At 42.9% G+C, this 15,650-nt stretch carries 12 protein-coding genes and 1 tRNA gene; 7 read left to right on the forward strand and 6 right to left on the reverse strand.

The window, feature by feature from the left end; genetic code table 11:
• Positions 1 to 33: 33 nt before the first annotated feature.
• The gene (gene rluC / locus C3007_RS07850) at positions 34 to 1,011 is read right to left on the reverse strand and encodes a 23S rRNA pseudouridine(955/2504/2580) synthase RluC (RefSeq protein ID WP_103853962.1); all 978 of its coding nucleotides are present in this window, start codon (positions 1,009 to 1,011) and stop codon (positions 34 to 36) included.
• Between the two features lie 440 nt (positions 1,012 to 1,451).
• Here rluC and rne point away from each other — a divergent pair, with 440 nt between their 5' ends.
• The 3 genes from rne to C3007_RS11560 all read left to right on the forward strand — a co-directional run bounded on the left by rne (position 1,452) and on the right by C3007_RS11560 (position 4,993).
• Complete coding sequence (gene rne / locus C3007_RS07855) at positions 1,452 to 4,292, forward strand: ribonuclease E (protein WP_103853929.1); 2,841 nt, start codon at positions 1,452 to 1,454, stop codon at positions 4,290 to 4,292.
• Positions 4,293 to 4,456: 164 nt separating this feature from the next.
• Positions 4,457 to 4,546: transfer RNA gene (locus C3007_RS07860), tRNA-Ser, on the forward strand.
• Between the two features lie 297 nt (positions 4,547 to 4,843).
• Entirely contained in the window at positions 4,844 to 4,993 is a 150-nt protein-coding gene (locus C3007_RS11560) for a hypothetical protein (RefSeq protein ID WP_165779968.1), read from the forward strand.
• Between the two features lie 88 nt (positions 4,994 to 5,081).
• On the opposite strand, the gene aspA is transcribed toward C3007_RS11560, so the two are convergent.
• Both aspA and C3007_RS07870 read right to left on the reverse strand, forming a co-directional pair.
• Complete coding sequence (gene aspA / locus C3007_RS07865; protein ID WP_103853930.1) at positions 5,082 to 6,509, reverse strand: aspartate ammonia-lyase; 1,428 nt, start codon at positions 6,507 to 6,509, stop codon at positions 5,082 to 5,084.
• Positions 6,510 to 6,668: 159 nt separating this feature from the next.
• The gene (locus C3007_RS07870) at positions 6,669 to 7,460 is read right to left on the reverse strand and encodes a Cof-type HAD-IIB family hydrolase (protein WP_103853931.1); all 792 of its coding nucleotides are present in this window, start codon (positions 7,458 to 7,460) and stop codon (positions 6,669 to 6,671) included.
• 239 nt (positions 7,461 to 7,699) lie between these two features.
• Here C3007_RS07870 and C3007_RS07875 point away from each other — a divergent pair, with 239 nt between their 5' ends.
• The 4 genes from C3007_RS07875 to C3007_RS07890 all read left to right on the forward strand — a co-directional run bounded on the left by C3007_RS07875 (position 7,700) and on the right by C3007_RS07890 (position 10,785).
• On the forward strand, positions 7,700 to 8,674 hold the full coding sequence (locus C3007_RS07875; RefSeq protein WP_103853932.1) for a mannose/fructose/sorbose PTS transporter subunit IIB: 975 nt from the start codon (positions 7,700 to 7,702) through the stop codon (positions 8,672 to 8,674).
• 16 nt (positions 8,675 to 8,690) lie between these two features.
• On the forward strand, positions 8,691 to 9,488 hold the full coding sequence (locus C3007_RS07880; RefSeq protein WP_103853933.1) for a PTS mannose/fructose/sorbose transporter subunit IIC: 798 nt from the start codon (positions 8,691 to 8,693) through the stop codon (positions 9,486 to 9,488).
• Positions 9,489 to 9,503: 15 nt separating this feature from the next.
• Positions 9,504 to 10,334, forward strand: coding sequence for a PTS mannose transporter subunit IID (manZ, locus tag C3007_RS07885; RefSeq protein WP_103853934.1), 831 nt, complete (start codon positions 9,504 to 9,506; stop codon positions 10,332 to 10,334).
• Between the two features lie 73 nt (positions 10,335 to 10,407).
• Positions 10,408 to 10,785 (forward strand): hypothetical protein, encoded by a 378-nt coding sequence (locus C3007_RS07890; protein WP_103853935.1) that lies wholly within the window; start codon positions 10,408 to 10,410, stop codon positions 10,783 to 10,785.
• 182 nt (positions 10,786 to 10,967) lie between these two features.
• Here C3007_RS07890 and gshAB read toward each other — a convergent pair whose 3' ends face one another.
• From gshAB to hscA, 3 genes are all read right to left on the reverse strand, one after another.
• A complete protein-coding gene (gene gshAB, locus C3007_RS07895) occupies positions 10,968 to 13,244 on the reverse strand; it encodes a bifunctional glutamate--cysteine ligase GshA/glutathione synthetase GshB (protein WP_103853936.1) in 2,277 nt (758 codons plus the stop codon).
• Positions 13,245 to 13,435: 191 nt separating this feature from the next.
• Positions 13,436 to 13,774 (reverse strand): ISC system 2Fe-2S type ferredoxin, encoded by a 339-nt coding sequence (fdx, locus tag C3007_RS07900; protein WP_035686183.1) that lies wholly within the window; start codon positions 13,772 to 13,774, stop codon positions 13,436 to 13,438.
• 5 nt (positions 13,775 to 13,779) lie between these two features.
• Positions 13,780 to 15,645, reverse strand: a complete 1,866-nt coding sequence (hscA, locus tag C3007_RS07905) for a Fe-S protein assembly chaperone HscA (protein WP_103853937.1) — start codon at positions 15,643 to 15,645, stop codon at positions 13,780 to 13,782.
• Between the last annotated feature and the right edge of the window lie 5 nt (positions 15,646 to 15,650).

The following is a 15,650-nucleotide window of genomic DNA, read 5'->3' on the forward strand; positions in this document are numbered from 1 at the left end:
GAAATTTTTCAATTTTTCCACCGCACTTATTTTTTAGCTAAATTTTTGTTGGCGTAAGCGTTTTAAAATCTCTTTGAGCTTACTTTCAAGTGGCGCAGTGAATGTTAAGGTTTCCTGCGTTTTCGGGTGTTCAAGGCGAATGGCATAAGCGTGCAAAAACAACCGATCTAAACCTAATTCCGTCATTTTGCTATCAAACTGTTTATCGCCATATTTGCTGTCTAAGGCGATAGGGTGGCCTGCGTATTGTGTATGTACGCGAATTTGGTGAGTTCGCCCAGTAACAGGGGACGCTTTTACCAAGGTAGCATTGTCATAGCGTTCTTCAATGCTAAATAAGGTTTCTGACGGTTTGCCTTGCTCGCTTACGCACACAATCCGCTCTCCGCCAGCTAATTCATTTTTCAGCAAGGGCGCTTTGATCGCTTTGCAGTGAGATTGCCATTGCCCACGCACTAAGGCGAGATAATCTTTGCGTACTGTTTTATTACGCAGTTGCTCGTGCAAATGACGCAACGCCGAGCGTTTTTTCGCCACTAATAAAATGCCTGAAGTATCCCGATCTAAACGATGAACTAACTCTAAAAAACGTGCTTCAGGACGCAATGCTCTTAAGGCTTCAATCACGCCAAAATCTAATCCACTGCCACCGTGTACCGCAATGCCCGAAGGCTTATTGAGTACCAATAAGGCATCATCTTCAAAAATAATTTGCTGTTCTAATTGCGCAACTTTGTTGAGCTTTTTCGATACTGGCGCTTGCGTTTTCTCACTCACACGCACAGGCGGCACGCGCACTACATCACCGCTTTGTAGTTTATATTCTGGCTTAATTCGTCCTTTATTGACCCGCACTTCGCCCTTGCGCAAAATGCGATAGATTAAACTTTTCGGCACGCCTTTGAGCTTATTTAACAAATAGTTATCAATGCGTTGCCCCGCTTCATCTTCGCTAATCTGCAACATTTTTACGCTAGGATTTACAATTTTTTCATCAGTTTTTTTCGACATTGGTTTCATTTTATCCTTTGCAAAATTGGGCGGATTATAGCACAAATGAGCGGATTTACCTTGCTAAAAAATCCCTATCGTTAGATAATAGAGCGAATTTTTGCCAGCTTACTGGGAAAAATGAAATAAACGCAAAGACAACGCCGCAAACGGCATAAGACGTTGTTTTATAAAATAAATTTTGTCCAAATTAATTTTGTTACTGCGATAACAGAATAAAAAACAGACAATAAGTGTGATAAAAATCACCCACGCTTGCAAAATAATTATTTCAGTCATTTTGTTTGTATCGAAAATTGTTCTTCGATAACGCAATCAATGCACCCAGCAACTGACAGTCGAGAGAATGACATTTTGCGACAGACACGAGGTCGATTGCGAAGCCAAAGTGCGGTGGTTTTTTATGACAAATTTAAGATGAAAATATAAGAGAAAATCGAATGAAAAGAATGTTAATCAACGCAACCCAAAAAGAAGAGTTGCGTGTTGCCCTCGTTGATGGGCAACGTTTGTTCGACTTGGACATTGAAAGTCCAGGCCACGAACAAAAAAAGGCCAATATTTATAAAGGCCGCATCACCCGTGTTGAACCTAGCCTTGAAGCCGCATTTGTTGATTACGGTGCGGAACGCCATGGTTTCCTTCCTTTAAAAGAAATTGCTCGTGAATACTTCCCTGCGGATTATGTGTATCAAGGTCGCCCAAATATTCGTGATATTTTGCACGAAGGGCAAGAAGTTATCGTTCAAGTAAACAAAGAAGAACGTGGCAACAAAGGGGCGGCGCTCACCACTTTCGTTTCCTTAGCAGGTAGCTATTTGGTGATTATGCCAAATAATCCAAGAGCTGGCGGAATTTCTCGCCGCATTGAAGGGGAAGAACGTTTAGAATTAAAAGAAGCCTTAAGCTCGCTTGATGTGCCAGAAGGTGTGGGGTTAATCGTGCGTACCGCCGGCGTGGGCAAATCCCCAGAAGAATTACAATGGGATTTAAAAGTCCTATTACACCATTGGGAAGCCATTAAACAAGCCTCTGAAAGCCGTCCCGCGCCATTTTTAATTCACCAAGAAAGTGATGTGATTGTCCGCGCGATTCGTGATTACTTACGCCGTGATATTGGCGAAATTTTGATTGATAATCAGAAGGTTTATGAAAAAGCCAAAGCACACATTAAATTAGTGCGTCCTGATTTCATTAATCGCGTTAAACTCTATCAAGGCGAAGTGCCATTATTCAGCCATTATCAAATTGAATCGCAAATTGAATCAGCGTTCCAACGTGAAGTGCGTTTACCGTCTGGCGGCTCAATTGTGATTGATGTGACTGAAGCGCTCACCGCTATTGATATTAACTCGGCACGCTCAACCCGTGGCGGCGACATTGAAGAAACCGCGCTCAACACTAACCTTGAAGCGGCTGATGAAATCGCGCGTCAGTTACGCTTGCGTGATTTAGGTGGCTTAATTGTTATCGACTTCATTGATATGACCCCAATTCGTCATCAACGTGAAGTGGAAAATCGTATGCGTGATGCGGTGCGTCAAGATCGTGCGCGTATTCAAATTAGCCGTATTTCTCGTTTTGGCTTATTAGAAATGAGCCGTCAGCGTTTAAGCCCGTCTTTAGGGGAATCTTCCCATCACGTTTGCCCGCGCTGTCAAGGCACAGGGAAAATTCGTGATAACGAATCACTCTCTCTGTCTATTTTACGTTTATTGGAAGAAGAAGCGATCAAAGAAAACACCAAACAGGTTCACACTATTGTGCCGGTGCAAATTGCTTCTTACCTGCTTAATGAAAAACGTAAAGCCATTAGCAGCATTGAAAGACGCCATAACGTAGATATTGTGGTTGCCCCAAATGAGGCAATGGAAACACCGCATTTCAGCGTATTCCGTGTGCGCGAGGGTGAAGATGTTCACGAGTTAAGTTATAACTTAGCCAAATTACATCAAGATCAAGATGATAATTTTGCCGCAGAAGAATCTTTGGTTACGCGCAATATTGAAACCGCGGCAGTAACTACTGAAAGCGTGCTAGAAAATGCAGCGGTATCTTTAGCGATTGAAACGCCAGCGCCAATGCCTGTGGCGAAGAAGGAAAATAAACCTTCATTAATTTCGCGTATTTTAGCGAAAATTAAATCGCTCTTTGTGGAAGAAAAAGAAACAAAGAAAACGCCAAATCGTTCTAATAAAAACAACCGCCGCCGCAATCAAGAACGCCGCAACACGCGCCGTAATCGTAATGAAAATGGGCGTAATGTGGAAGATAAGCGTCAAGAGAAAGTGGTGGAACAAGAAACACGTTCGTCCCGTAAGGCAAAAAAAGCACAAGCTGATGAAAACCAGCAAAATCATCTTGTTGAAACTAAGGTGATTGAAGAAGTGATTGAGCAAGCGCAACCACGCCGCCAACGCCGTGATTTACGCAAAAAGGTGCGTGTTGCCGAAGTGCAAGAACCTGTTGCACCAACAACAGAAACAGCAGAAGTGGTGGAAACGCGCCAAGTTGCAGCATTACCTGTTCAAAAAGACGCTGTTGAAGTCAATGCAGTAGAAAATGTGGTAACGCCAGCACTTGAAATTGAGGAAAATACAGAGAGCGGTGAAAAACGTCGCGATAATCGTCGCCGTTTACCACGTCATTTACGCGTGAATAATCCTCGCCGTCGCCGTCAATCGCAAGGCGAAGAAAAATCACCAATGCCATTATTTGCCGCCGTAGCATCACCAGAATTAGCCAGTGGTAAAGTGTGGATTGATAGCAATGTATTTACCAATAATAAAGGCAATGCGTTTTTATCCGTAGATGAATTGCTTGAGCAACAAAATAATCAATCAGAAGCTGCAGTGGTAACGCCGGCGACGAAATTGATTGTGCAAAACAGTGCTGATGAACCTAAACCATTAGCGGGATTTATTACCCAGCCTGCGAATGAATCGGTGGAGAAGAAAGTTCAGGCTTCTTTACAGCGTTTAAATTCAGTGAGTGCAGAGCCTGCGGCTAATGCAGTGGAAGAGTTTTCTCAACCAGCAAAAATTGAGGAAAAAACCGACCGCACTTATGAATTTACAGGGCGTTTAGGTACGGTATCCGCCGTGGAGCATACCAAAGCGCAAATGACCTTGGCGAAAGCGATTGAAAGTGAAAATACGGCTTATCCAATCGTGCAATGGAAAGAGTCGCGCTATTATTTTTATGGGCGTGGTTCGGCTGGTCATCATAGTGCGATTAGCCACGTTTATTCCGAGCCAACCAAAGCGGTAGCCGAAGAATAATCGCTTTCCTGATTGAATTAAAACCGAGCATTAATATTCTTAATGCTCGGTTTTTTGTTTAAGCCCTAATCAAGTTGCTGTAAAAAAAAGCAATCAATTTAATTTTTATTTTCTTGCTTGACTTGGTATAGCAAAATTCGTATTATTCACCTCGCTTAAATCACGGAGGAATGGTCGAGTGGTTGAAGGCACCGGTCTTGAAAACCGGCGAGGGTTTACGCCCTCCGTGAGTTCGAATCTCACTTCCTCCGCCATCAAATTCTTGAGAAAGCCCTCCTTAATAAGAGGGCTTTTTCTTTATCTAAAATTTTATTTGTTATTTTCTGTTCAGGGTTATTACGAAATTCTTTTCATTTTGTCATCTCCCGTTTTTCCTGAATAAAAATCTTTAAACCACTTTAAAATACAGTGATGAAAGGCATTGTGAAAATTGTTCTTACCTAATCGCAGTGTGGAATTCATTGTGCTGTTTTAGGAAAATGCCAGCATCGCTTACGTGATCAAGCTTGCTTTGGGGCGTTAATAATGGAACGAAAGAAAGGAAAAGCATTTTGTTTAAGCACAATATTCAAATCAAATTGGTTGGTAAGATCAGTAATAACACAGCAAATCAGGTGGCAAAACTGTTTGCTGTTGCGGCGTTGATTATCGCGTTCGCTGTGTTGTTGGGAATAGGGGCGACATTGTTCAGTTATTTTTAGTCAGTCAATGTTTTCATTCGGCAAAAAATAAGTGCGGTGGAAAATTTGGAAATTTTTCACCGCACTTAATTATTTTTGTTAAATGTAATTATTCTTCTTCAATAAAGCGAGTGGCTTTGTAACGCGGATTCATCAGATTTTCTAAAGAGAGAATATCGTCAAGTTGCTCTTCTGTGAGTAAGCCACGTTCTAGTACCACTTCGCGCACGCTTCTTCCTGTTTCTGCACAAATCTTACCAACAATATCACCATTGTGGTGGCCGATAAACGGATTGAGATAAGTAACAATGCCGATAGAATTTAATACATAGTTACGGCACACGTCTGCGTTCACGGTGATGCCATTCACGCATTTATCACGCAAGTTCACACACGCATTGCTGAGAAGTGAAATGGATTCAAACATTGCTTGACCAATCACCGGTTCCATTACGTTGAGCTGTAATTGCCCAGCTTCTGCGGCGAAAGTCACGGTGGTGTCGTTACCGATCACTTTAAAGCACACTTGGTTCACCACTTCTGGCACAACTGGGTTTACTTTGGCTGGCATAATGGACGAACCTGCTTGTAATTCTGGCAAGTTGATTTCATTTAGCCCTGCTCTTGGGCCTGAAGATAAAAGACGTAAGTCATTACACACTTTGGATAATTTCACCGCAGTGCGTTTTAATGCACTATGCACCATCACATAAGCGCCACAGTCGGAAGTGGCTTCGATTAAGTTTTCAGAAGGTACGCAAGGCAGTTGGCTGACTTCAGCAAGGTATTTCACCGCCAGTTCCGCATAGCCTTCAGGGGTGTTTAACCCCGTACCAATGGCGGTTGCGCCAAGATTGACTTCAAGCAGTAATTTTGCTGTGCGTTTTAGGTTACGCACTTCTTCTTCCAATAACACGGAGAAAGCTTTAAATTCTTGCCCTACGGTCATTGGCACGGCATCTTGTAATTGGGTGCGTCCCATTTTTAGCACATCGGCAAACTCTTTGGCTTTGGCTTCAAAACCTTTTTGTAGATAACGGATATTTTTCAGCAAGTGCATAATGCTGTTATATACCGCAATGCGGAAGCCCGTTGGGTAGGCGTCATTGGTGGATTGGCTGGCATTAACGTGATCCATTGGATCGATAATGTCATATTCACCTTTTTTATGCCCGAGCAATTCCAACGCAAGGTTGGCGATCACTTCATTGGTGTTCATATTCACGGAAGTACCTGCACCGCCTTGATACACATCTGTTGGGAATTGATCCATACAGCGTCCATTTTCTAGCACTTCATCGCAGGCTTTGACAATGGCATTGGCAATTTTTTTCGGAATTGCCCCTAGCTCGCCATTGGCTAGCGCGGTGGCTTTTTTCACCATCACCATTCCGCGTACAAATTCTGGCACGTCAGAGATGGTATCATCTGAAATGTTGAAATTTTCCATTGCGCGCAATGTGTGAATGCCCCAATAGGCATCATTTGGCACTTCGCGTTCACCTAATAAATCCACTTCAATACGAGTATCTTTCATAATAATTTCCTTATGCTCGGTTGTTCGTGAAATCATTATAGTCATTTCATTAGGCGAAAAAATTGAGCTAGATCACATTGCGAAAAAGGGATCTAAGATATTAATTTATCGCTAGAATTAGATTTTTTTGTGCTTCAAGGCGGAAAGCATTTTATCGCCTTAACAGGAAAGCGAAAAAATGTTCCTTAAACTTAATGCAATGCCGTCTTCATCATTGCTCGCAGTGATTTGTTTGGCAATGCGTTTAATTTCCTCTGGTGAATTGCCCATTGCAATGCCTAAGCCCACATATTGCAGCATATCAAGATCATTAAAATTATCGCCAAAAGCAATGATGTCTGCTTTATCTACGGCTGCTCGCTGTGCCATAAATTGAATGGCATTGGCTTTGGTCGCCGCTTTGTTCATTATTTCTAAATATTCTTTTTTAGAACGGTGAATAGAAAGCTGTGGAAATTGTTGTTTAAGCAAAGGCTCAATTTGCTCAATCTGTGTCGCTTCGCCCATTAATAAAATTTTGTGTACGTTACTTAAATGTTGCGGTTTTTCTTTTGCTTTTAGCCCTGTGATGTCGCTTTCTTGCTTAATCCAATGGCTGTCTAAATCTGTGGTAAACCAATCAAGATGAGAATAATAGCTCACTGAAAGCGTAGGGTGCTGGGCTAAGATCTGATCCAGTTGAAGCAAAAGCGTATTTTCTAAGGTGATGGAATAAAGTGCGGTGAGATTTTTGTCTAAAATTAATGCCCCGCTGTAGCAGACAATTTCATTTTCATTATGAAGTTGTTCCATATAAGGCAAAATGGCGTAAGGGGGGCGCGCGGAAACAGGAATAAAAGGAATGCCTTGCTGCATAATGCGTTGTATGGCTTGTGCCGTTGCTGAGCTAATTTGATGTTGGCTATTTAGCAAGGTGCCGTCCATATCTGAGAAAACCATTTTATATGTCATTGTCTTTACTCCTTTTCGAGCCAAATTGCGTTTTCATTCTAAGAATCCCTCAGCAAAAAGTAAAGGTTATGTAAATAGCTTCTCTTTTCTTCGCTTCTTTTTGTGATACAGATCATATTTTCAACAAAAAGACGTTTAATCTGCCAAAAATTAGGATTACACTTTCTGAGTATTTGCAATCGGTTGCATTGCTTTACTTATTTTGCTGAAACGTTTTTTCAAACAAATTTGGAGGTTATATGACCCATATTATTGTTGCAACGCACGGTAAATTTTCAGAAGAACTGGTAAATTCAGCGGCAATGGTTTACGGCGAAGATGAAAATACCCACGTTGTAACCTTTTTACCGGGTGAGGGTGGAGAGCATTTAGTCGAGAAATATCAGGCGATTATTGCCCAATTACCAGAAAATGAACCCGTTCTATTTTTGGTGGATTTATTTGGTGGTAGCCCTTATAACGCGGCAAGCCGTGTTGCCACAATGCGTGGAGAAAATACAGATATTGTAACTGGCGTGAATTTGCCAATGCTACTTGAGGTGTTAGACGCGAAAGACGACGCTTCTCTCGCGGAATTAGTGAGTACGGCAAAAGAAGTGGGCGTGGCGGCAGTGCGTTCGTTCCAGCCTGAGAAAACCACAACAAAACAGGTAGCGCCTGCTCAAGTTGCCACTTCAGAAACACCAAAAACTTCAGAAAAAAGCACCGCACTTACTGGCAATATGAATATTTCTTTATTACGCATTGATAGCCGTTTGATTCACGGTCAGGTGGCGACCTCTTGGGCGAAAGCAGTGAAGTGCGAGGCGATTTTTGCGGTGAGTGACGAAGTGTCTGAAGATCCAATCCGCCGTGATTTGCTCTTGCAAGTTGCGCCAGAACATTTGAAATCCTATGTGATTCCCGTAGAAAAAGCCATTAAGGTTTACCACAATCCGAAATATGCAGGGAAGAATATTCTGTGGCTGGTAACCAATCCAACAGATATTGTTCGCCTAATTGAAGGGGGCGTGAAAGTGGATAAAGTGAATGTGGGCGGTATGACTTATAAAGAAGGCAATCAGCAGCTTTCACAAGCGGTTACCGTAAACCAACAAGATGTGGAAGCGTTCCGTAAATTATTAGATTTAGGGGTTGATCTGAGCTTGCAACAAGTGGCAAGCAGCCCGAAAGAACCATTAACCAAACAAAAACTTGACGCATTAAAATTCTAATTAAGAGGACTTATTTATGACGACTATGGAAATTATCCTCGTTACCCTTGTTGCCGCAATTTGCGGTATGGGGAGCGTGTTAGATGAAAGACAAACTCACCGTCCACTAGTGGCTTGTACGCTGATCGGTTTAGTGCTAGGTGATATTACTTCTGGCGTGATTATTGGCGGTACGCTCGAAATGCTTGCCCTTGGCTGGATGAACGTTGGGGCGGCAATGGCGCCTGATGCAGCCTTAGCCTCGGTGATCGCAGCTATTTTGGTGATCAAAGGTGGGCAAGATAAAGGCACGGCGATCGCTATCGCCATTCCTGTGGCAGCGGCCGGGCAGGTGCTAACCATTTTTGTGCGAACCCTCACGATTTTCTTACAACATAAAGCCGATGATTTTGCTAAACAGGCAAATTTCAGAGGTATTGAACTGTGCCATTTTTCAGGCTTAGCCTTACAAGCGTTAAGGGTAGCTATTCCAACTTTCTTCGTGGCACTAGTGGCAGGCACAGATACTGTAACCACTGCCTTAAATGCGATTCCTGAAGTAGTAACCCGTGGCTTACAAATTGCAGGGGGCTTCATCGTGGTTGTGGGCTATGCAATGGTGATTAATATGATGCGTGCTGGCGTGTTAATGCCGTTTTTCTTTATCGGCTTTGTCATCGCCTCTTTCTCAAACTATAACCTTGTTGGTTTAGGGTTATTAGGGGCCTGCTTAGCATTAATTTATATCCAATTAAACCCACGTTTTAATCAAGCAACCCTGCCTGCTGCAAGTGCGAGAAAAGAACTTGCAGATGATGAACTTGAAGGTCTATAAGAGAAGGAATTGATTATGTCAGAGAAAAAACAATTAACGAAAGCGGATATTCGTAGCACTTACTGGCGTTCAACATTTTTATTAGGCTCATTTAACTTTGAGCGTATGCAAGCAATGGGTTTTTGTGTATCAATGATTCCTGCCATTAAGCGTTTATACAGTAAAAAAGAAGATCAAGCCGATGCGTTAAAACGCCACCTTGAATTTTTTAATACCCAGCCTTGGGTGGCTTCCTCCATTATCGGCGTAACCGCAGCAATGGAGCAAGAACGTGCTAACGGTGCGACAGACATTGATGATGCGGCGATTAGTGGCGTGAAAGTGGGGTTAATGGGACCATTAGCTGGTGTGGGTGATCCGATTTTCTGGGGAACATTACGCCCTGTCCTTGCAGCCTTAGGGGCTGGCTTAGCCATTAGCGGTAGCCTTTTAGGGCCATTATTATTCTTTATTGGAATTAATATTTTCCGTGCATTAACCCGTTGGTATGGTTTCCATTATGGTTATGCAAAAGGCACGGAAATCGTGCAAGATATGGGCGGTGGTCGCTTACAAAAATTAACCCAAGGGGCATCAATTCTCGGTTTATTTGTTATGGGGGCATTGGTATCCAAATGGACAACCATCAATATTCCGCTTGAATTATCGCGTTATGTTAATGCACAAGGACAGGAAGTGGTAACTACTGTGCAAAGTGTGTTAAATGAATTGCTTCCGGGGCTTGCCGCATTGGGTTTAACTTTCTTGTGTATGTACTTATTACAGAAAAAAGTGAACGCAATGTACATTATTTTTGCCTTGTTTGGTGTGGGCATTGTGGGATATTATTTTGGTATCTTAGCTTAATTTATCGGGCGGTTTAGTGAATAAACCGCTTTTTTATTATCAGTTGGCAAGAGAGCAAAAGAAGGAATATTTAATGAAGTTTAAAGATCTGATCAAAGCCCCCGAAAGTGAAGGGTACCTAAAAAATAGCTCCAAATTAATTACCGCACTTTTTATTATTGGCGGTATTGCCTATTACCCAACGAAAGGATATGGCACGGTGATTGCCCTGGTAATCGCTCTGATGATATTGGTAGGGCAAAAATTATTACTTTCACAAATTAATAAAGATTTTGCGGAAATGTATTTCGCTAAATCACAATTTGAGCAAAATCAGAACCCTGAGTATCTCACTTTTATCCTTCTCCGTTCTGATCAAATTCTGCAAGACAATAAGGTGCTATCGCAGAAAGCGAAAAAAGAATTATCGGCTTTACAGCAATATGCCACAGAAAAATCTAAACAAATATAGTCGGTTAAGTTCAAAATAAGACGAGGATTTAATCTGTAGATAGTACAAATTGTATGGTAAGGTTCGTAGCCTTGTATGAAAGTGAAATCAATTTAGCTATATTTTGTTAAACGATTATAAATGGGCTTAATGCAATGATTAAGCCCATAAAAACTAAGGAAAAAATGACCGCACTTGAAGTATTAATGCGGTAGCTCAGGGAAGAGCATTTTTATCACATCTAACGTCAAACGGCGGGATTTTCCTGAGTAAGGGAAAATGTGCATCATCATCATTGGATTAAAGTTGGCTTCAATCACGCCCCAAGATTGTAGACTTGGTTCGGCAGGTTTGTGGAGATCTGGAATGATGAGATCCACGCCACACACCGCAGCACCCATTGCTTTGGTGATGCCCACCGCGAGGGCTTTATAGCTCGGGTGCATTTCGTCTGTCATATCAATGCTATCGCCGCCCGTGCTGATGTTTGAATTGGCACGCAGTTGCACTATACGCCCCGCATCGGGAATGCTGTCCACGGTTAAACCTTGCTCTTTGAGCTGGAGTTTTTCAATATCGCCAAGAGCGATTTTTTTCAGTGGGGTACGGCTGCCGTCGCCACGCAATGGGTGATCGTTTTTCGCCGCGACTAATTCTGCCACGCTGTGTTTGCCATCACCCACCACATTAGCTGGCACACGCAATAATACGGCAAGTGTTTCTTCACCCAACACAAAGAAACGATATTCCGTACCACTTAAATAATCTTCCACCATCACTTCTTTATCTTCACGGAAAGCGATTTCAATGGCTTTCGCAAAATCTTCGCGGTTGCTGACCCCTTGTTGGAAAATGGTGATGCCTAAGCCGTAATTGGTGGATTTTGGCTTAATCACTACGGCGCGCCCTTCAAATAAGCCGTAATTCGCAATGGCTTGTTCGGCGGAGGTAAATTCCAAACTCTGTGGCACGTTAAAGCCTGCTTTATGCAACACTTTTTTGGTTACCACTTTGTTTTCCATAATTAATGGTGAAATGTAGCTGTCTTTTGAGGTCATATTGCCGTTTTTCACATATTCAATATGATCGCCCACTTGCAAGCAAAGGAACTGATCCTGCTCGTCTAAAATTTCTGTTTTGATGCCTTTTTGGATCAAATCAAACAATAACGCTTGGGTGGATAATTCCATATTATCGAAGGCTTCCAATGCATAAAAACGCTCAAAAGCATTAGCTTTATATTGTTGTGCGAGAGCTGCCCCAAGTTTTTGGTAATCACCAGCTTTTTCAATGGCTTGCACTAAACGTCCACCAAGGGTTAAAGCTGGATCAGCAAACTGTTGTAATTTTTGTTGCACGATTTCACTAATTTCTTGCGGTGCGTGAATGTCTTGCAACATTGCTAATAGTTGGTTTAATAATTGTTCACCCTCAGCGGCATATTGGGTTGGTGAAAGGGGATTTTCTAGCGCCACTTCAGCCAATCTTGCCTTACCTAATTCCACGCCATTTTGATCCACGGTTTCATCAAGCCAAATCATTAATAAGACGAAATAATGGATAAATTTCGCATCAGTAAGAGAAATACCGCATTGCTCAAATGGGTTGAGATCGAACAATCTAAATTCTAAATATTGAATGCCGTTGTTAAGCAATTCGCGGGCTTTTTTCGCACCACGCAAACGCACATTGGAATAAAACTCTTTTTCGGCAATCAGCTTTCCGCTGTTTACCCAATGCTCAAGGCTTTCTACATATTGCTCAATGCTGTCGAAAGACACTTTGATTTCAGGATCATTCACATAGCCATATTGGCTCGAACGCAGGCTTCGCACATATTGCCCCGCTTTTAATGGGTTGCCTTGTTTGAAATAATTGTCTTGCACCGTTGGCGTAGCTGCTAGTAGATATAGCATAACCCATTGATAGCGAAGGAAATTTTTCGCCATTTTGAGGTATAAATCGTTCTGAAATCTGACCGCACTTTGTTCTTTGTCTTGCAACTTAAACAGGGCCTGAATAAATTCAGGATCAAGCTGGAAGTTGTAGTGAATGCCACTTACCATTTGCTTATTTTGGCCGTAAGATTTCACCAAATGCTCGCGATATGCCACATCTTCGGGGTTATCTAATTGGGCGACTTTGATCTGATCTTCAGGCGGCAAGCCCGCTGGCATACTGAGTGGGAAGAGGTATTCTTCTTCAGGTAGTGAGCGAAGCACCACTTGATGAATGGCAGAAAGCCAACGTAGGCTGTCTTCTAAATTTTTCTGCGGTGGAGTAATGAGTTCCATCTGGCTTTCAGCAAAATCCGTTTGAATATAAGGGTGATACGATCGATTGCCAAAAACCTTAGGGTGTTCAGTGGTTACGATAGAACCGTCTGCGTGTACACGCTGGCTCTCTTTTTCAATCCCAAATGAGCCTTGTTGGAATAACAGCCCAAGATGGTTTTGTTTAATGGTTTGTTGGATTTTCATATTTTTCCTTCTATTCAAGGTCAGGACAATGCTGACTATTATCTAAGCTCATTACTAAAAAGGCAAAAACTAAATCTTTATGAGTTATAGCGATTTGATCTTAAACAAGCATCGCATATTTCGCCATAAAATAGATAGGCGGATTTTACTCCGCCCCAGTTAAATCTTAGTTAGTTTTTGCTTAGCGATGCTTAATGCTCTTCTCTTGCGTGGTTTAAGCTGTATTTTGGAATTTCCACCACCAAATCTTCATTACCAATTTGGCATTGGCAGCTTAAACGGCTATCTACTTCTAAGCCCCAAGCCTTGTCTAGCATATCGTCTTCGGCTTCGGTGCTTTCATTTAAACTATCAAAACCTTCGCGGATCACAACGTGGCAGGTGGTACAAGCACAAGACTTGTCGCAAGCGTGTTCAATTTCAATGCCGGCATCTAATGCCACATCTAATAAATTATCCCCTTCGGCAGCGTCCACCACCATTCCTTCCGGACAAAGGGTTTCGTGAGGTAAAAAAATCACTTTAGCCATAATCACTATTCCTTAAAATTCTCAATTTCATCAATAGAATGCCCTGAAAGTGCCGTTCTGATGGATTTATCCATACGCCGTGCGGCAAACTCTTGCGTGGCACGATCCAAGGCTTTAATGCCTTGCTTAATGGCAAGGCTATCTTCTTGTTGTACTAATTCTTGCAGCGAAATCAACGCATTTTTCACCGCACTTAATTCTTCATCATTCAGCAGACTTTCGTCCTGTTGCAAGGCAGAATGCACGCTTTCAATCACGCGAGTGGCTTCCACGCGCTGTTCCGCTAATAAACGTGCTTGAATGTCTTCTTTGGCGTTTTCCATTGAAGCTTTAAGCATTGCGGCAATTTCTTCATCAGTTAGCCCGTAAGAGGGTTTCACCTGAATGGAAGATTGCACGCCAGTGGATTTTTCCATTGCGGTTACGCTCAGAAGACCATCTGCGTCCACTTGATAGGTTACGCGAATATGCGCTGCCCCTGCTGCCATTGGCGGAATACCACGCAAGGTAAAACGCGCCAGAGATCGGCAATCTGCCACCATTTCACGCTCGCCTTGCACAATATGCACGCTCATTGCGGTTTGACCGTCTTTAAAGGTGGTGAACTCTTGCGCTCTTGCCACAGGAATGGTGGTGTTGCGTGGAATGATTTTTTCCACTAAACCGCCCATTGTTTCAATCCCTAATGAAAGCGGGATCACGTCCAGTAGCAGCATTTCGCTATCTGGCTTGTTACCTACCAAAATATCCGCTTGAATAGCCGCACCAAGTGCTACAACTTTATCAGGATCGATAGAAGTTAATGGTTCACGTTGGAAAAACTCGCCCACTTTTTCACGCACAAACGGCACACGGGTTGAACCGCCCACCATCACCACTTCACGCACATCTTGCGGGCTGATACCAGAATCTTTTAATGCACGGCGACAAGCCATTAATGAACGTTTCAGCAACGGCTCAATGAGCTGATTAAAGGTTTCACGGCTAAGCTCGCCTTGCCAATTTTGATATTCAACGCGGCTGCTTTGCGCGTCAGACAACTCGGTTTTCAGCTGTTTCGCTAAATTCCAAAGCTCACGGATTTGTTGATCATTTTTCGGTGCAATGCCAGATTGTTCCACGATCCAATCGGCGATGAGATGATCGAAATCATCACCGCCCAATGCGGTATCACCGCCCGTAGCCAGCACTTCAAACACGCCTTTGGATAAACGCAAAATAGAAATATCAAAGGTGCCGCCGCCTAGATCGTAAACGGCAATGACGCCTTCTTGTCCGCTGTCTAATCCATAGGCAATGGCAGCAGCGGTGGGTTCGTTAAGTAAACGTAATACGTTTAACCCTGCCAATTTCGCTGCATCTTTGGTGCTTTGACGTTGTGCGTCATCAAAATAGGCTGGCACAGTGATCACTGCTCCTTGCAATTCGCCGCCTAGGCGTTTTTCTGCAAGTGCGGTCAATTTTTTCAGAATTTCGCTTGAAACTTCAATCGGGCTACGCACACCTTGTGCGGTTTCAAATAAAGGCAAACCATTTTCACTTTGCTGAAAACGGTAAGGCAAATTCGGGTAGCGATGTTGCACGTCCGCCAATGAACGGCCGATTAAACGCTTAACAGAAATAATGGTATTTTGCGGATCAAGACTGGCTAATTCCCCTGCTTCATACCCCACAAGCACGGGCTGGTTGGCAGAAAAATTAACAGTTGAAGGCGTTAATGCGCGCTCTTTTTCGTCCAATAAAATTTCTGCCATTCCACTGCGCACGGTGGCAACAAGGGAATTGGTTGTGCCAAGATCAATGCCCACCGCTAATTTGTGTTGGTGCGGCGCGCTGGTTTGTCCTGGTTCCGCAATTTGTAATAAAGCCATTGTTA

Source organism: Avibacterium gallinarum (assembly GCF_002921135.1).
Classification (GTDB): Bacteria; Pseudomonadota; Gammaproteobacteria; order Enterobacterales; family Pasteurellaceae; genus Avibacterium; species Avibacterium gallinarum.